We start from the raw sequence: 17,355 nt of genomic DNA, 5'->3' as shown, positions 1-17,355 counted from the left end.
CCCTCAACCCAGCAGCGAAATGTCGGCAACGCCGAGGAACAACCCACGCAGACGCGCCAGCAATGCATAACGGTTGGCGCGAACTTTTGCGTCCTCCGCGTTGACCATCACGGCTTCGAAGAACGCATCCACCGGTTCGCGCAGTGCAGCCAGGCGTGCCAGTGATTCGCTGTACTGACGCGAGGCTGCCATTGGCTGTACAGCCTGGTCAGCCTGCTGGATCGCCGAGTACAGGGAGAACTCGTTGGCGTTGTCGAAGTACTTGGCTTCCACGACTGTCGGAACGGAGCCTTCGACCTTGCTCAGCAAGTTCGATACGCGCTTGTTCACGGCGGCCAGGGCGGCAGCTTCCGGCAGTTTGCGGAAAGCCTGTACCGCTTGCACGCGCTGGTCGAAGTCCAGGGCCGAACCGGGCTTCAGGGCACGTACCGACAGGTAGGTCGCAACATCGACGCCTTCGTCTTCGTAACGGGCACGCAGGCGGTCGAAGATGAATTCCAGCACCGAATCGTTCAGGCCCGCAGCCTTGACCTTGGTACCGAACGCATTCACAGCGAAGGCCACGGCGTCGTTCAGGTCCAGATCCAGTTGCTTCTCGATCAGGATACGCAACACGCCCAGTGCAGCACGGCGCAGGGCGTACGGGTCTTTGCTGCCGGTCGGCAGCATGCCGATACCGAAGATTCCCACGAGGGTGTCGAGCTTGTCGGCAATGGCCACGGCCGCACCGGTCAGGGTGCTTGGCAGTTCAGCGCCGGCACCGCGCGGCATGTACTGCTCGTTCAGCGCCAGTGCGACATCTTCCGGCTCGCCATCGTTGAGGGCGTAGTAGTAACCGGCGACACCTTGCATCTCCGGGAACTCGCCGACCATCTCGGTCGACAGGTCACACTTGGACAGCAGGCCTGCACGAGCAGCCCACGAAGCGTTGCCGCCAATGCGCGCCGCGATGTAGGCGGCGAGTCTGGAAACGCGTTCGGCCTTGTCGTAGACGCTGCCGAGTTTTTCCTGGAACACCACGTTTTGCAGGCGCAGGTTGAAGTCTTCAAGCTTTTGCTTCTTGTCTTGCTTGAAGAAGAACTCGGCGTCGGTCAGGCGTGGGCGAACCACTTTCTCGTTACCGGCGATGATCTGCTGTGGGTCCTTGCTCTCGATGTTGGCCACGGTAATGAAACGTGGCAGCAACTTGCCGTCGGCGTCCAGCAGGCAGAAGTACTTCTGGTTGTCCTGCATGGTGGTGATCAGGGCTTCCTGCGGCACGTCGAGGAAGCGCTCCTCGAACGAGCACACCAGCAGCACCGGCCATTCGACCAGCGCGGTCACTTCATCGAGCAGCGCTGGAGGAACGATTGCCGTGCCTTCCTGACGGGTGGCCAGCTCTTCGGTGCGCTTGCTGATGATCTCGCGACGCTCGTTGGCGTCGGCCAAAACGTAGGCGGCACGCAGGTCGGCCAGGTAGCTGGACGGCGAACCGATGCGCACGTTTTCCGGGTGATGGAAGCGGTGGCCACGGGAGTCACGGCCGGCCTTCTGGGCGAGGATGGTGCAGTCGATGACCTGGTCACCGAGCAGCATCACCAGCCATTGGGTCGGACGAACGAATTCTTCCTTGCGCGCGCCCCAACGCATGCGTTTCGGGATCGGCAGGTCGTTCAGCGAATCTTCGACGATGGTCGGCAGCAGGCTCGCAGTCGCCTTGCCGGCGATGCTCTGGCTGTAGCGAAGTTTCGGGCCGCTCTGATCGATTTCGCTCAGCTCGACGCCGCACTTCTTGGCGAAGCCCAATGCTGCCTGGGTCGGGTTGCCTTCAGCATCGAACGCGGCCTGACGCGGCGGGCCGTCGAGGTTGATGCTGCGATCCGGCTGCTGGGTGGCCAGTGCGGTGATCAGCACGGCCAGGCGGCGCGGAGCGGCATAAACGGTTTTGCTCTCGTAGTTCAGGCCGGCAGCTTGCAGGCCCTTGTCGATACCGGCGAGGAACGCCTCGGCCAGGGTGTTCAGGGCTTTGGGTGGCAGTTCTTCAGTGCCCAGTTCAACCAGAAAATCCAGAGCACTCATTGTGCAGCCTCCAGCTTGGCCAGTACTTCATCACGCAGGTCCGGGGTCGCCATCGGGAAGCCCAGCTTGGCGCGAGCCAGCAGGTAGGCTTGCGCAACGGAACGCGCCAGGGTGCGTACACGCAGGATGTATTGCTGACGCGCGGTCACCGAGATCGCCCGGCGCGCATCCAGCAGGTTGAAGGTGTGGGAAGCCTTCAACACCATTTCGTAGCTCGGCAACGGCAGCGGCTGGTCGAGTTCGATCAGGCGCTTGGCTTCGCTTTCGTAGAAATCGAACAGTTCGAACAGCTTGTCGACATTGGCGTGTTCGAAGTTGTAAGTGGACTGCTCCACTTCGTTCTGGTGGAACACGTCGCCGTAGGTCACTTTGCCGAACGGACCGTCAGCCCACACCAGGTCGTAGACCGAGTCCACGCCTTGCAGATACATGGCCAGACGTTCGAGACCGTAGGTGATCTCGCCGGTCACCGGGTAGCACTCGATGCCGCCCGCTTGCTGGAAGTAGGTGAACTGGGTCACTTCCATGCCGTTGAGCCAGACTTCCCAGCCCAGACCCCAGGCGCCGAGGGTCGGCGATTCCCAGTTGTCTTCGACGAAGCGAATGTCGTGGACCAGCGGGTCCAGGCCAACGTGCTTGAGAGAGCCCAGGTACAGTTCCTGGAAGTTGTCCGGGTTCGGCTTCAGGACCACCTGGAACTGGTAGTAGTGCTGCAGACGGTTCGGGTTTTCACCGTAACGGCCGTCAGTCGGACGGCGGCTTGGCTGCACGTAGGCGGCGTTCCAGGTTTCCGGGCCGATGGCGCGCAGGAATGTTGCGGTGTGGAAAGTGCCGGCGCCTACTTCCATATCGTAGGGCTGAAGTACCACACAACCTTGCTCGGCCCAGTATTGCTGGAGGGCGAGGATCAAGTCTTGGAAGGTACGCACGGCTGGCGTAGGCTGGCTCACGAAATTCACCTGTTTCTTGGGCTGCGATTTAAAGAGCGGGAGTATACCCGATTCATTGCTGCGCACGCCCCCTGGAGCCTTATGCCACGCTGCTTTTGGTGTTCCGAAGATCCGCTGTACATGGCTTATCACGATCAGGAGTGGGGCACGCCGCTACGGGATGCGCAGGGTTTGTTCGAGTTGCTTTTGCTCGAAGGGTTCCAGGCCGGGCTCTCCTGGATCACCGTGCTGCGCAAGCGCGAGCGTTATCGCGAAGTTTTGTTCGGCTTCGACGTGCAGCGCGTGGCGCAGATGAGCGATGCCGAAATCGACGAGCTGATGCTCGATCCCGGCATCATCCGCAACCGACTCAAGCTCAACGCGGCCCGGCGCAATGCCCAGGCCTGGCTGGCGCTGGAGGATCCGGTGGCGTTTCTGTGGTCATTCGTCGGCGGCACGCCTGTGATCAATCATTTCAAGGATCGCAGCGAAGTCCCGGCCGTGACGCCGACTGCCGTGGAAATGAGCAAAGGCTTGAAAAAGGCCGGTTTCACGTTCGTCGGGCCGACCATCTGCTACGCGCTGATGCAGGCCTCGGGCATGGTCATGGATCACACCCGCGATTGCGACCGCTACGCGCAGCTGGCGAACGGCGGTTAGAATGGCCGCCTCGCGCACAGCACAAGATCAGGAGTGACCTGTGGATAAGTTTAAAGGCGCCTTGCTGGTAGGCGCTCTACGGCTGTTTGCCCTGCTTCCGTGGTGGGCCGTGCAGGCCGTGGGCTCGGCGATTGGCTGGGTTATGTGGAAAACCCCGAACCGTTCCCGCGACGTGGTACGGATCAATCTGTCCAAGTGCTTTCCGGACATGGACCCCGCCGAGCGTGAACGCCTGGTGGGCCAGAGCCTGAAAGACATCGGCAAGTCCCTGACCGAGAGTGCCTGCGCCTGGATCTGGCCGGCCCAGCGCTCCATCGACCTGGTGCGCGAAGTCGAAGGCCTCGACGTATTGAAGGACGCCCTTGCCTCCGGCAAAGGCGTGGTCGGCATCACCAGCCACCTGGGCAACTGGGAAGTGCTCAATCACTTCTATTGCAGCCAGTGCAAACCGATCATTTTCTACCGTCCGCCCAAATTGAAGGCAGTGGATGAATTGCTGCAAAAGCAGCGGGTGCAGTTGGGTAACAAGGTCGCTGCTTCCACGAAGGAAGGCATCCTCAGTGTCATCAAGGAAGTGCGCAAAGGTGGTGCAGTGGGCATTCCCGCTGACCCGGAACCGTCCGAATCCGCCGGGATCTTCGTGCCGTTCTTCGCCACTCAGGCACTGACCAGCAAGTTCGTACCGAACATGCTGGCCGGCGGCAAAGCAGTCGGCGTATTCCTGCACGCCCTGCGCCTGCCGGACGGTTCGGGCTACAAAGTGATCCTTGAAGCCGCGCCAGAGGCCATGTACAGCACCGATACGGCAGAGTCCTGTGCGGCCATGAGCCAAGTGGTCGAGCGCTATGTGCGGGCGTACCCGAGCCAGTACATGTGGAGCATGAAGCGCTTCAAGAAGCGCCCACCGGGTGAAGAGCGTTGGTACTGACTTACTTGGCACACTCTGTGGATAACCTGTAGGAGCGAGCTTGCTCGCGATGGACGTTAACGATGATGTGGGCTGCCAGGTTGAACGCGGCACCCTGGCATCCATCGCAGCAAGCTCGCTCCTGCACGTATCCACAACCGTTCATCAGGGCGCAAAAAGATGTCCGAACACCGCAAATCATTTCGCATCAAGATCAGTCACGAAAGCATCGGCGATTGCCTGGGCCAGACGCGCAACCTGTCGACCACCGGCGTCTACGTCAAGCATCCGAAACTGTCGGCGCTGCCCCGGGGGGCGGTGGTTTACGGACAGGTGCAGGACTTACCCACAGGCGCGCCTCGCGTGCGCATGGAAGTGGTGCAGGTGGACGCCGAGGGCATCGGTTTGCGCTATCTCTGATCAGTGGGCCTGACGCTCGAGCTTCTTCAGGAACACCGTCATTTCCTTCTCCGCCTGCTTGTCGCCATGGCCGCGAGCAGCTTCCAGGCCTTGCTCCCAGGCCTGCCGCGCGGCCGCAAAGTCCGCCAGCGCCAGATGGGCCTTGCCCAGTAGTTTCCACGCCGCCGAATACTTCGGATCGAACTCCACGCAGCGTTGGAAATGCTCCGCAGCCTTGGCGTTTTCCCCCAGATCCAGATAGCCCTTGCCCAGGCCGAAGCGCAGCAAAGCGTTATCCACACCCTTGGCGAGCATTTTTTCCAGGGATTCGATCATCGGTGGATTCCTTGCCTGAGGCATGTCATGGGTTGATTTACTGTAGGGGCGAGCTTGCTCGCGATAAACCTGAAAGCGACGCGGGGTGTCTGGTTTCCAGCATTATCGTTGACGACCATCGCGAGCAGGGCCCGCTCCTGCAAAGGCAGGCCCCGTATCAGAAGAAGCTCAGCCCCACATGGAACAACTTCTCTACATCGCGAATATGCTTTTTATCCACAAGGAACAGAATCACATGGTCCCCCGCTTCGATCACGGTGTCGTCGTGGGCGATGATCACCTCTTCGTCGCGGATAATCGCACCGATGGTGGTGCCCGGCGGCAGGCCAATGTTCTCGATGGCCTTGCCGATCACCTTGCTCGATTTCGCATCGCCATGGGCAATCGCCTCGATGGCCTCCGCCGCACCCCGGCGCAGTGAATGCACGCTGACGATGTCGCCCCGGCGCACGTGGGCCAGCAATGTGCCGATGGTCGCCAGTTGCGGGCTGATGGCGATGTCGATGTCGCCGCCCTGGATCAGATCGACATAAGCCGGGTTGTTGATGATGGACATCACCTTCTTCGCGCCCAGGCGCTTGGCCAGCAACGACGACATGATGTTGGCTTCGTCGTCGTTGGTCAGGGCCAGGAAAAGGTCAGCGTCGGCGATGTTCTCTTCCATCAGCAGGTCGCGGTCCGAAGCGCTGCCCTGCAACACCACCGTGCTGTCCAGTGTGTCGGAGAGATGACGGCAGCGTACAGGGTTCATCTCGATGATTTTCACCTGATAACGGCTTTCGATGGCCTCGGCCAGACGCTCGCCAATCTGCCCGCCACCGGCGATGACGATGCGTTTATAGGTTTCGTCGAGACGGCGCATTTCGCTCATCACCGCACGAATGTTCGCCTTGGCGGCGATAAAAAATACTTCGTCGTCGGCTTCGATCACCGTGTCGCCCTGGGGCAGGATCGGCCGGTCACGACGGAAAATCGCCGCAACGCGGGTTTCCACGTTCGGCATGTGTTCACGCAACTGCCGCAGTTGCTGGCCCACCAGCGGCCCGCCGTAGTACGCCCGCACCGCCACCAATTGCGCCTTGCCTTCGGCGAAGTCGATCACCTGCAAGGCACCGGGGTGCTGGATCAGGCGCTTGATGTAGTTGGTGACCACTTGTTCCGGGCTGATCAGCACGTCCACCGGAATCGCTTCGTTCTGGAACAACTGCTCTTCGCGGGTCAGGTACGCGGCTTCGCGAACCCGGGCGATCTTGGTCGGGGTGTGGAACAGGGTATGGGCGACCTGACAGGCGACCATGTTGGTTTCGTCGCTGTTGGTCACCGCGACCAGCATGTCGGCGTCATCGGCTCCAGCCTGGCGCAACACGGTCGGGAACGAGCCACGACCTTGTACCGTGCGGATGTCCAGGCGGTCACCAAGGTCGCGCAGGCGCTCGCCATCGGTGTCGACCACAGTAATATCGTTGGCTTCGCTGGCCAGGTGTTCCGCCAGCGAACCGCCGACCTGCCCTGCACCAAGGATGATGATTTTCATCCAGTCACTCCATTGAATCCATTTAACCGCGCGCGGCGGCGATCTTGATCAGCTTGGCGTAGTAGAAGCCATCGTGGCCACCTTCCTGGGCCAGCAACTGGCGACCATGGGGCTGCTTGATGCCGGCCGCCGTGGCGAGGTCCAGTTCCCGGGCACCCGACGTGCGGGCGAGGAAGGCTTCGATGACCTCGGTGTTCTCGGTCGGCAGCGTGGAACAGGTGGCGTACAGCAGGATGCCGCCGACCTCCAGGGTTTTCCACATGGCATCGAGCAACTCGCCCTGCAGCAGCGCCAGCGCGGCGATGTCGTCGGGTTGGCGGGTCAGTTTGATATCCGGGTGACGACGAATCACACCGGTGGCCGAACATGGCGCGTCCAGCAGGATGCGCTGGAACGGCTTGCCGTCCCACCACGCCTGAGTGTCGCGGCCGTCGGCGGCAATCAGTTCGGCGCTCAGTTTCAGGCGTTCGAGGTTTTCCCGCACCCGCACCAGCCGCTTGGCTTCCAGGTCTACCGCCACGACGCCGGCCAGTTTTGGCTCGGCTTCGAGGATGTGGCAGGTCTTGCCACCTGGTGCACAGCAAGCGTCGAGCACCCGTTGGCCCGGCGCGAGGTCGAGCAGATCGGCAGCCAGTTGCGCGGCTTCGTCCTGCACGCTGATCCAGCCGTCGGCGAAACCCGGCAGGCTGCGCACATCGGCGGCGGCGTCGAGCACGATGCCGTCGCGGCTGTAGACACACGGCGTGGCGGCAATTCCCGCGTCAGTCAGCAAACCGAGGTAGGCATCACGGGTGTGATGGCGACGGTTGACCCGCAGGATCATAGGCGGATGCGCATTGTTCGCCGCACAAATGGCTTCCCATTGATCTGGCCAGAACGCTTTCAAAGATTTCTGCAGCCAGCGTGGGTGAGCGGTGCGCACCACCGGATCACGTTCCAACTCGGCGAAAATCGTTTCGCTTTCGCGCTGAGCATTACGCAGCACAGCGTTGAGCAGCGCCTTGGCCCAGGGTTTTTTCAGCTTGTCGGCGCAACCGACGGTTTCACCAATGGCGGCATGGGCCGGGACACGGGTGTAGAGCAACTGATAGAGACCGACCAGCAACAGCGCCTCGACATCGGCGTCGGCAGCCTTGAACGGCTTCTGCAGCAGCTTGGCCGCCAGCGCCGACAAACGTGGCTGCCAGCGCGCGGTGCCGAACGCCAGGTCCTGGGTAAAGCCGCGATCACGGTCCTCGACCTTGTCCAACTGCGTAGGCAGCGAACTGTTGAGCGAGGCTTTTCCGTTCAGGACGGCAGCGAGTGCCTTGGCGGCGGCCAGACGCGGATTCATTGAGCGTCCGCCACTTGGCCGAGGACAGTGCCGGTGGCGAATTTCTCGCGACGGCTGTTGAACAGATCGCTGAAGTTCAGCGCCTTGCCGCCGGGCAATTGCAGACGGGTCAGGCACAAGGCCTGCTCGCCGCACGCGACGATAAGACCGTCCTTGCTGGCGCCGAGGATTTCACCCGGGGCGCCTTTGCCTTCGGCGAGGTTTGCGGCCAGCACTTTCAGGGCTTCGCCATTCAAGGTGCTGTGGGTAATGGGCCACGGGTTGAAGGCACGGACCAGACGCTCCAGCTCAACCGCCGGGCGACTCCAGTCGATGCGTGCTTCGTCCTTGTTCAATTTGTGCGCATAGGTAGCGAGGCTGTCGTCCTGCACTTCGCCCTCCAGGGTTCCGGCGGCGAGGCCGGCAATCGCCTGGACTACAGCCGGCGGGCCCATTTCGGCCAGGCGATCGTGCAGGCTGCCGCCGGTATCTTCGGCGCTGATCGGCGTGGTGACCTTGAGCAGCATCGGCCCGGTGTCGAGGCCGGCTTCCATGCGCATCACGGTCACGCCACTTTCGGCGTCGCCCGCCTCCACGGCGCGCTGGATCGGCGCCGCGCCCCGCCAGCGTGGCAGCAGCGAGGCGTGACTGTTGATGCAACCCAGACGCGGAATATCCAGCACCACTTGCGGCAGGATCAGGCCATAGGCGACCACCACCATCAAGTCCGGCTTCAGTGCAGCCAGTTCAGTCTGAGCATCTTCGTTGCGCAGAGTGGGCGGTTGCAGCACCGGGATATTGTTCTCCAGAGCAAGCTGTTTGACCGGGCTCGGCATCAGTTTTTGCCCGCGACCGGCCGGACGATCCGGTTGGGTGTAGACCGCGACGATCTCGTAAGGGCTGCTCAGCAGGGCCTTGAGGTGTTCGGCGGCGAATTCCGGGGTGCCGGCAAAGACAATGCGCAGTGGCTCAGTCATGGGTGACGTCTCTTGAAAAGAAAAAGGCTTGCCGCAGCAAGCCTTTGAAGATGGGCATCAGGCGTTCTGGCGATGAAGCTTTTCCAGTTTCTTCTTGATGCGGTCGCGTTTGAGCGTCGACAGGTAATCGACGAACAATTTGCCGTTGAGGTGGTCGCATTCATGCTGGATGCACACCGCGAGCAGGCCTTCGGCGATCAGTTCGTAGGGTTGGCCATCGCGGTCCAGCGCCTTGACCTTGACCCTTTGCGGGCGATCGACGTTTTCATAGAAGCCGGGTACCGAAAGGCAGCCTTCCTGGTATTGCTCCATCTCGTCGGTCAGGGGTTCGAACTCGGGGTTGATGAACACTCGCGGTTCGGTGCGGTCTTCGGAGAGGTCCATCACGACGATACGTTTGTGCACGTTGACCTGGGTAGCGGCGAGGCCGATGCCAGGCGCTTCATACATTGTTTCAAACATGTCGTCGACCAACTGACGCACTTCGTCGTCCACTACGGCCACTGGCTTGGCGATAGTGCGCAGACGCGGATCAGGGAATTCGAGGATGTTTAAAATGGCCATAAGCTTGATAAGTGCACGTGTGAAGTAAGGTCGGGTCGATGGCCTGGCGGTCCGAAGATGCAGGCTACCGTTGTAAAACGTAGCTCCCTTTTGTAGACAAGCAAGCCGGGAGCGAGCCACTGACGGCTCTGGCGTTTCACGCGAATGCACATAATAAAGGGATTCACCGCATGAGGAAATCACTACTCGCCCTGCTGCTCCTGGCTTCGGCAAGTTGGGCGTACGGGCAAGGGCAGCTTCGGGAAGAGATTCCCACCATAAAGCTGTCGCCTCAGGTTCGCAGCAGCCCGGTGACCGAGGCTATCCCCAGCATTGCTCTGAAATCGATCAACAGCTTTCTGCTGAGCAACCGCATCGTCGACAAGGCCGAGGAATTCGACAAGGCGCCTTACATCGTCGCTGGTGATTCCGAACGGGTGCTCAGCGGCGCGGGTGACCGCATCTTTGCCCGTGGCCATTTCGATCCGGCACAACCGGCGTACGGTATCTTCCGCCAAGGCAAGGTCTACACCGATCCGCAGAGCAAGGAAATTCTGGGGATCAACGCCGACGATATCGGCGGCGGCGATGTCGTGGCCATCGAAGGTGACGTTGCCACCCTGGAGTTGCTACGCACGACTCAGGAGGTCCGCCTCGGCGATCGCTTGTTCAGCGGTGAAGAGCGCGCGATCAACTCGACCTTCACGCCCAGCGCACCGAGCCACGAAATCAATGGTTTGATCATCGATGTACCGCGTGGGGTCACGCAGATTGGCGAGTTGGATGTGGTAACGCTGAACAAGGGTCAGCGCGACGGTCTGGCCGAAGGCAATCTGCTGGCGGTAATGAAAACCGGTGAAACCGTAAGGGACCGGATCACTGGCCAGCCATTGAAAATTCCCGATGAGCGCGCCGGTTTGCTGATGGTTTTCCGTACCTACGACAAGCTCAGTTATGGGCTGGTGCTCAGCGCCTCGCACTCACTGTCGGTGATGGACAAGGTACGAAATCCGTAAGAGTGCTTCACAAGTTACCAACAGAGTTATCCACAGCTTATTCCCGTTTGTACGGGTGCTCATAACGATCAAGGATGATCCATGTCGATGCCTACTGTTACACCGGTTTCCCCCGCGGAACTGGAAGCTCGATTACGTCTGCACCGTTTGCCGGAACTCGGTCCTGCGCGTTTCAAGAAACTGCTCGAAGCCTTCGGTTCGGCATCCAAAGCCATCAGCGCGCCAGCCAGTGCCTGGCGCGCGCTGGGTTTGCCACTGGCCTGTTCCGAGGCCAGGCGTAGCACTGAGATCCGTGACGGCGCCAGTCATGCATTGGCCTGGCTGGAGCGCCCGGCCCAGCATTTACTGATGTGGGACCAACCGGACTACCCGGCACTGCTGGCACAAATCAGCGATGCACCACCGCTGTTATTTGTCGCGGGCGATCCGGGCATTCTGGAAAAACCACAACTGGCGATGGTCGGCAGCCGTCGCGCTTCCCGGCCAGGAATGGACACCGCTGCCGCGTTTTCCCGCAGCCTGGCGGGTGCCGGTTTTGTCATTACCAGCGGCCTGGCCCTGGGCATTGACGCCGTCGCGCACCAGGCCGCGCTCGACGTCGGCGGGCAAACGGTCGGTGTGCTCGGCACGGGGCTCGAGAAGTTTTATCCACAGCGAAATAGACGCCTGGCGGACGCCATGATCGCTTCGGGCAGCGCAGTGCTTTCGGAGTTTCCGCTGGATGCAGGTCCCAGCGCCAGCAACTTCCCTCGGCGCAATCGGATCATCAGTGGTTTGTCCCTCGGAGTGCTGGTGGTTGAAGCCAGTGTCGCCAGCGGTTCACTGATCACCGCGAGGCTGGCGGCGGAACAGGGGCGCGAGGTGTTTGCGATGCCCGGGTCGATCCATCACCCCGGCGCCCGCGGCTGTCATCAGTTGATTCGGGACGGTGCGGTGCTGGTGGAAACCATCGAACATATCCTCGAAGCCTTGCGCGGTTGGCAACGACTGTCGTTATCCACAGAAACCTGCACCCCTGCGACGACTCACCCACTGCTGAAACTGCTGCATGCCGCGCCTCACACCAGTGAAGCGCTGGCCGACGCAAGCGGCTGGGCCTTGCCGAAAGTGCTGGCGGCGTTGACGGAACTGGAAATGGATGGCCGCGCCGTGTGCGAAAACGGGCGCTGGTTTGCACGGGTGAGCTAGGTTTTATAAACAAGATCGGTAAACTGCGCAGAGCCTTAATCTGGAGTGTTTTTCATGGTCAACAGTTGGCGTGTGCAACAAGCCGCGCAAGCAATTCGCGCCGGGGCGGTGATTGCCTACCCAACCGAAGCAGTCTGGGGTCTGGGTTGCGACCCGTGGGACATCGATGCGGTGGAACGTCTGCTGCTGATCAAGGGCCGGTCTGTGGAAAAGGGGCTGATTCTGGTCGCCGACAACATCCGTCAGTTCGATTTCCTCTTCGAAGACTTCCCCGAGTTGTGGATGGACCGCATGGCCAGTACCTGGCCGGGTCCGAACACCTGGCTGGTGCCGCACCAGAACCTGCTGCCGGAGTGGATTACCGGCGTGCATGAAACCGTGGCGCTGCGGGTCAGCGATCACCCGCTGGTGCGGGATTTGTGCGCGCTGGTCGGGCCGCTGGTGTCGACGTCGGCCAATCCGCAGGGGCGCCCGGCGGCACGTACGCGGATTCGCGTCGAACAGTATTTCCGTGGCCAGGTGGATCTGGTGCTGGGCGGAAACCTGGGCGGACGCAAGAACCCGAGCGTGATTCGCGATCTGGCGACCGGCAAGGTTGTGCGCCCGGACTGATACCCAGGTGCGCCCATCGCGAGCAAGCTCGCTCCCACAGGGGTTCTGTGACGAACACAAATCCCCTGTGGGAGCGAGCTTGCTCGCGATGGCGTCAGTCAGGGCAACAAAACAACCGAGCCCGTCGTGCGCCGCGCCGACAACTCGGTCTGCGCCTTCGCCGCGTCAGCCAGTGGATAACGCTGGCTGATGTCCACGGTCAGCTTGCCGCCGATGATCATCTCGAACAACTCGTCGGCCATGCGTTGCAGGTTTTCGGCGTTGTTCGCATAAGTGCCCAGGGTTGGCCGGGTCACGTACAGCGAGCCTTTCCCCGCCAGGATCCCCAGGTTCACGCCGTCGACCGCGCCGGACGCATTGCCGAAACTCACTACCAGCCCACGCGGCGCGACGCTGTCGAGTGAAGTCAGCCAGGTGTCCTTGCCAACGCCGTCGTACACCACCGGGACTTTTTTGCCGTCGGTCAATTCCAGCACACGTTGCGCGACATTTTCATGGCTGTAATCGATGGTCGCCCAGGCACCGTTGGCCTTGGCCAACGCGGCTTTCTCCGCCGAACTGACCGTACCGATCAGCTTCACGCCCAAGGCCCTGGCCCATTGGCAAGCCAGCGAGCCGACACCGCCCGCCGCGGCGTGGAACAGGATGGTTTCGCCACCCTTGAGTTCATAAGTCTGACGCAGCAGGTATTGCACGGTCAGGCCCTTGAGCATGACGCCGGCGGCCTGTTCGAAGCTGATGGCGTCCGGCAGTTTCACCAGATTGGCTTCGGGCAAGACGTGAACCTCGCTGTAGGCGCCCAGCGGCCCGCTGCCATAGGCCACGCGATCTCCGATCTTGAAGCGGGTCACGTCGCTGCCCACTGCCTCGACCACGCCCGCACCCTCTGAACCGACACCCGACGGCAGGGACGGCGGTGGATACAAACCGCTGCGGTAGTAGGTGTCGATGAAGTTCAGGCCGATGGCCTTGTTGGTCACGCGTACTTCCTTCGGACCTGGCTCGGCGGGTTGGTAATCCACATATTCGAGCACTTCGGGGCCGCCATGGGCGCGGAACTGGATACGCTTTGCCATCAGAACTCTCCATAGGTCGTTTTACCAAGCTCCCTATCGGACTCCTAAGCTTGATCTTCGTCAACTGCGGCGGGGTGACTTGCGATGGTATGCTACGCGCCCATTTGCGCAGGCTGAGCTCCAATGGAGCGCCGCGTTGTTTTGCCCGATTCAAGGTGATGACATGACGACCCGCACCGAGGCCGTAAAAGCCTACCTGCTCGACCTGCAAGACCGTATTTGCGCCGCCCTGGAAGCCGAAGACGGTGGCACGCAATTCGTCGAAGACGCCTGGACCAGGCCGGCGGGCGGTGGCGGTCGCACCCGTGTGATAGAAAACGGCGCGGTGATTGAAAAGGGTGGCGTCAACTTTTCCCATGTCTTCGGCAGTGGTCTTCCACCGTCTGCCAGCGCCCATCGACCGGAGCTGGCCGGCCGCGGCTTCGAAGCCCTCGGCGTGTCGCTGGTCATCCACCCGCACAACCCGCATGTGCCGACTTCCCACGCCAACGTGCGTTTTTTCATCGCCGAAAAAGAAGGTGAAGAGCCGGTCTGGTGGTTTGGTGGCGGCTTCGACCTGACCCCGTATTACGGCAACGAAGAAGACTGCATCCACTGGCACCGCGTGGCCGAGCAGGCCTGCGCGCCGTTCGGTCCGGACGTCTACCCGCGTTACAAGGCCTGGTGCGACAGCTACTTCCACATCAAGCATCGTCACGAGCCGCGTGGCATCGGCGGCCTGTTTTTCGACGACCTGAACGAGTGGGACTTCGACACCAGCTTCGCCTTCATGCGCGCCATCGGTGATGCGTACATCGACGCTTACCTGCCCATCGTGCAGCGCCGCAAGAACGATGCGTTCACCACCAAGCAGCGTGAGTTCCAGGAGTTCCGCCGTGGCCGCTACGTTGAATTCAACCTGGTCTACGACCGTGGCACGTTGTTTGGCCTGCAATCGGGTGGGCGTACCGAGTCGATCTTGATGTCGCTGCCGCCGCAAGTGCGCTGGGGCTACGACTGGAAAGCCGAGCCTGGCAGTGAAGAAGCGCGTCTCACCGAGTACTTCCTGCAAGACCGCGATTGGTTGGCCGAAGCCTGAACGAGGAATCCTGATGGACCGTTATGTCGTATTCGGTAACCCGATTGGTCACAGCAAGTCGCCGCTGATCCATCGACTGTTCGCCGAGCAGACCGCGCAGAAACTGGATTACAACACGCTGCTGGCGCCACTCGACGACTTTTCCACCTGTGCCCGGAGGTTTTTCCTCGAAGGACGCGGCGCCAACGTGACGGTGCCGTTCAAGGAAGAAGCCTATCGGCTGGCGAACAGCCTGACGGCGCGGGCGCAACGGGCCGGAGCGGTGAACACCCTGAGCAAACTGGCCGATGGCAGTCTGCTGGGCGACAACACCGACGGTGCCGGGCTGGTGCGGGACCTGACGGTCAACGCCGGGTTCAGCCTCAAGGGCAAACGCATCCTGCTGCTCGGTGCTGGCGGTGCGGTGCGCGGTGCTTTGGAGCCGTTGCTGGCCGAGCAACCGGCCTCGGTGATCATCGCCAACCGCACGGTGGACAAGGCCGAGCTGCTGGCGGAACTGTTCTGCGATCTGGGGCCGATCTCGGCCAGCGGCTACGACTGGTTGCAGGAGTCGGTGGACTTGATCATCAACGCGACCTCGGCGAGCCTGACCGGAGATGTGCCGCCTATTGCCCCCAGCTTGATTGAGCCTGGCAAAACGGTGTGCTACGACATGATGTACGGCAAGGAACCGACCTCGTTCTGCCGCTGGGCCAGCGAACACGGGGCGGCGGTATCGATGGATGGCTTGGGCATGCTGGCCGAGCAAGCGGCGGAAGCGTTCTTCCTGTGGCGCGGCGTGCGCCCGGATACGGCGCCGGTGCTGGCTGAGTTGCGTCGACAGTTGGCCTTGTAACCTACTGTAGGAGCGAGCTTGCTCGCGAAAAACCTGAGGGCATCTGGTTTTGCGCGTAATCGTTCACGACCTTCGCGAGCTAGCTCGCTCCTACAGAGAGCGGCGTTTCAGTCCTCAAACCGGATCGGGCATTTCTCCGCCCCTTCCAGCTTCCTCAACTCTTCCACCACCTGCGGTCGGGCCCGGCGCAAGGTGAGGCTGCGATCTTGACGCAGTAGCCGCCGGGCTTCCTGGTGCAGCATTTCCACCCCTGAGTAGTCGATGAAGTTGATCTGCTGCGCCTCGATCACCACGCGCGCGCCGTGCATGCGTTGCAGGCGTACTTGCAGGTAATGGCTGGCGCCGAAAAAAATCGAGCCCCCCACCCGCAGAATGTCTTCCTCGCCATCTCGCACATGCTGCACCCGTGGTTGCGATGTGCGTTTGAGGTAGAAAAAAAGCGAGGCCAACACGCCGGCGTAGATCGCCGTCTGCAACTCCAGCAGCAGCGTGGCGACGCAGGTCAGCGCCATGACCACAAATTCGGCGCGGCTGACCCGCAACAACGCGCGAATCCCGCGATGGTCCACCAGTCCCCAGGCGATCAACAGAATGCTGCCGGCCATGGCTGGAATCGGGATGTGCGCGATCAGGCTTGCGCCGAAGATCGCAAACAGCGCCACCCACAATGCCGAAAAAATCCCGGCCAGCGGCGAACAGGCCCCCGCTTCGTAGCTCAGGCCTGAGCGAGTGAAGGAGCCGGCCGACAGCGATCCGGAAAAAAACGCACCGACGATGTTCGACAAGCCCTGGGCGCGGACTTCCTGATTCGCGTCGAGTAATTGCTGCGAACGTGCCGAGATCGAGCGGGCGATCGACAGGCTGGTTACTAGCCCGAGCATTCCGACCGCCACCGCGCTGGGCAGCAGGCGCAGGATCAGATCCAGGTCCAGGGGCAACGGGCTGAAGGGCGGCAGTTTGCCGGTGAAGGCGCTTACCAGTTGCACATGGCCGAACATTGATGGCCAGAGCCAAACCAGCAAGCCGCCGAGAATCAGGGTGATCAAGAGCGTCGGCCAGCGTGGCAGCAGCAGTTTGAGGATCACGCCGACCACCACGGTCGCCAGACCCAGCGCCAGCGAAGGTTTGTCCATTTCGCCGAGATGGCGCAACAACGTGATGAAACTATCCAGCGCGGTGGCCTGGCTGGGCAAGTCCAGCCCCAGCAGGTTAGGCAATTGACCGATGGCAATCACCACGGCAGCACCCAGGGTGAAGCCGAGTACCACCGAGTGCGAGACGAAATTCACCAGCGCGCCGAACCGCAGCAAACCCAGCAGCCACTGAAAGATACCGGCAAGAAACGTCAGCAACAGGATCAGCATGACGTAGTCCTGCGACGCTGGAACGGCCAGAGGACTGACGCTGGCATACAGGACAATGGAGATGGCGGCCGTAGGACCGCAGATCAAATGCCACGACGAACCCCAGAGGCAGGCGATCAGAACGGGAATGATTGCGGCGTACAGGCCGTATTCCGGTGGCAGGCCGGCGATCAGTGCGTAGGCAATGGATTGCGGCAACGCGAGGATCGCGCCGCTGAGGCCGACAATCAGGTCGCGCCCGACACTGGCGCGGGTTTGCCGGGGTAGCCAGGTGAGGAAAGGGAAGAGTGAATGGCGGCTGGGAAGGGCCATGGGTCCTCTCGGGTGGGGATTTTGCGCAAGGGTAGCAGGACAAGGCGATCATTGTGGCGAGGGGGCTTGCCCCCGTTGGACGGCGTAGCCGTCCCAAAACCATTGAATGTGGTTTATCAGGTAGACCGCATTCAATGGTTTTACGATCGCTTCGCAATCGAACGGGGCGGTGCGGCGGTCCGACAAGCCCCCTCGCCACAAAGACCATATCGCCTCTGG

General features: G+C 61.5%; 16 protein-coding genes and 1 pseudogene. 8 read left to right on the top strand and 9 right to left on the bottom strand.

Features of this window, described 5'->3' with window-relative positions:
* Positions 1-3: 3 nt before the first annotated feature.
* Together glyS and glyQ are read right to left on the bottom strand one after the other, a co-directional pair.
* Positions 4-2,058 (bottom strand): glycine--tRNA ligase subunit beta, encoded by a 2,055-nt coding sequence (gene glyS, locus AC1RS8_RS03215; RefSeq protein WP_493162381.1) that lies wholly within the window; start codon positions 2,056-2,058, stop codon positions 4-6.
* On the bottom strand, positions 2,055-3,008 hold the full coding sequence (gene glyQ, locus AC1RS8_RS03210) for a glycine--tRNA ligase subunit alpha (protein WP_003187265.1): 954 nt from the start codon (positions 3,006-3,008) through the stop codon (positions 2,055-2,057). Before glyQ ends, glyS begins: the two co-directional genes overlap by 4 nt.
* 81 nt (positions 3,009-3,089) lie before the next feature.
* On the opposite strand from glyQ, the gene tag reads away from it, so the two are divergent.
* The 3 genes from tag to AC1RS8_RS03195 all read left to right on the top strand — a co-directional run bounded on the left by tag (position 3,090) and on the right by AC1RS8_RS03195 (position 4,974).
* Complete coding sequence (gene tag, locus AC1RS8_RS03205; protein ID WP_057712649.1) at positions 3,090-3,647, top strand: DNA-3-methyladenine glycosylase I; 558 nt, start codon at positions 3,090-3,092, stop codon at positions 3,645-3,647.
* Between the two features lie 40 nt (positions 3,648-3,687).
* Positions 3,688-4,575: a lysophospholipid acyltransferase gene (locus AC1RS8_RS03200; protein ID WP_057712648.1), complete on the top strand. Its 888-nt coding sequence runs from the start codon at positions 3,688-3,690 to the stop codon at positions 4,573-4,575.
* 159 nt (positions 4,576-4,734) lie between these two features.
* The gene (locus AC1RS8_RS03195) at positions 4,735-4,974 is read left to right on the top strand and encodes a PilZ domain-containing protein (protein WP_057712647.1); all 240 of its coding nucleotides are present in this window, start codon (positions 4,735-4,737) and stop codon (positions 4,972-4,974) included.
* Here the strand turns inward: AC1RS8_RS03195 and AC1RS8_RS03190 are convergent, their stop codons facing one another.
* The 5 genes from AC1RS8_RS03190 to def form a co-directional block, all read right to left on the bottom strand.
* Positions 4,975-5,289, bottom strand: a complete 315-nt coding sequence (locus tag AC1RS8_RS03190; RefSeq protein WP_057397334.1) for a tetratricopeptide repeat protein — start codon at positions 5,287-5,289, stop codon at positions 4,975-4,977. It abuts the gene before it with no gap.
* A 157-nt stretch (positions 5,290-5,446) separates the two neighbouring features.
* Positions 5,447-6,823: a Trk system potassium transporter TrkA gene (trkA, locus tag AC1RS8_RS03185; protein ID WP_057712646.1), complete on the bottom strand. Its 1,377-nt coding sequence runs from the start codon at positions 6,821-6,823 to the stop codon at positions 5,447-5,449.
* 22 nt (positions 6,824-6,845) lie between these two features.
* Positions 6,846-8,156, bottom strand: a complete 1,311-nt coding sequence (gene rsmB, locus AC1RS8_RS03180; RefSeq protein WP_218494549.1) for a 16S rRNA (cytosine(967)-C(5))-methyltransferase RsmB — start codon at positions 8,154-8,156, stop codon at positions 6,846-6,848.
* Positions 8,153-9,112, bottom strand: a complete 960-nt coding sequence (gene fmt / locus AC1RS8_RS03175; RefSeq protein ID WP_154860840.1) for a methionyl-tRNA formyltransferase — start codon at positions 9,110-9,112, stop codon at positions 8,153-8,155. The genes rsmB and fmt overlap by 4 nt, the downstream gene beginning before the upstream one ends.
* 57 nt (positions 9,113-9,169) lie before the next feature.
* Positions 9,170-9,676 carry a peptide deformylase gene (def, locus tag AC1RS8_RS03170; RefSeq protein ID WP_057712643.1) on the bottom strand — a complete coding sequence of 169 codons (507 nt, stop codon included), beginning with the start codon at positions 9,674-9,676 and terminating at the stop codon, positions 9,170-9,172.
* Positions 9,677-9,888: 212 nt separating this feature from the next.
* Here def and AC1RS8_RS03165 point away from each other — a divergent pair.
* From AC1RS8_RS03165 to tsaC, 3 genes and pseudogenes are all read left to right on the top strand, one after another.
* A pseudogene (locus tag AC1RS8_RS03165) lies at positions 9,889-10,671 on the top strand (peptidoglycan-binding protein); the annotation flags it as partial.
* A gap of 81 nt (positions 10,672-10,752) precedes the next feature.
* Positions 10,753-11,859 (top strand): DNA-processing protein DprA, encoded by a 1,107-nt coding sequence (dprA, locus tag AC1RS8_RS03160; protein ID WP_489339493.1) that lies wholly within the window; start codon positions 10,753-10,755, stop codon positions 11,857-11,859.
* A gap of 54 nt (positions 11,860-11,913) precedes the next feature.
* Positions 11,914-12,471: an L-threonylcarbamoyladenylate synthase type 1 TsaC gene (gene tsaC, locus AC1RS8_RS03155; RefSeq protein WP_150812662.1), complete on the top strand. Its 558-nt coding sequence runs from the start codon at positions 11,914-11,916 to the stop codon at positions 12,469-12,471.
* 98 nt (positions 12,472-12,569) lie between these two features.
* On the opposite strand, the gene AC1RS8_RS03150 is transcribed toward tsaC, so the two are convergent.
* Entirely contained in the window at positions 12,570-13,547 is a 978-nt protein-coding gene (locus tag AC1RS8_RS03150) for an NADPH:quinone reductase (RefSeq protein WP_150812661.1), read from the bottom strand.
* A gap of 163 nt (positions 13,548-13,710) precedes the next feature.
* On the opposite strand from AC1RS8_RS03150, the gene hemF reads away from it, so the two are divergent.
* Both hemF and aroE read left to right on the top strand, forming a co-directional pair.
* On the top strand, positions 13,711-14,625 hold the full coding sequence (hemF, locus tag AC1RS8_RS03145) for an oxygen-dependent coproporphyrinogen oxidase (RefSeq protein WP_489339494.1): 915 nt from the start codon (positions 13,711-13,713) through the stop codon (positions 14,623-14,625).
* Positions 14,626-14,638: 13 nt separating this feature from the next.
* Positions 14,639-15,460 carry a shikimate dehydrogenase gene (gene aroE, locus AC1RS8_RS03140; protein WP_090452288.1) on the top strand — a complete coding sequence of 274 codons (822 nt, stop codon included), beginning with the start codon at positions 14,639-14,641 and terminating at the stop codon, positions 15,458-15,460.
* Positions 15,461-15,567: 107 nt separating this feature from the next.
* Here the strand turns inward: aroE and AC1RS8_RS03135 are convergent, their stop codons facing one another.
* Positions 15,568-17,136, bottom strand: a complete 1,569-nt coding sequence (locus tag AC1RS8_RS03135) for a SulP family inorganic anion transporter (RefSeq protein WP_057712637.1) — start codon at positions 17,134-17,136, stop codon at positions 15,568-15,570.
* Positions 17,137-17,355 lie beyond the last annotated feature (219 nt).

The organism is Pseudomonas sp. GW821-FHT12A04 (assembly GCF_058807755.1).
The sequence above is the reverse complement of the archived record's forward strand: the minus strand, read 5'-3'. Positions and strand labels throughout refer to the sequence as shown.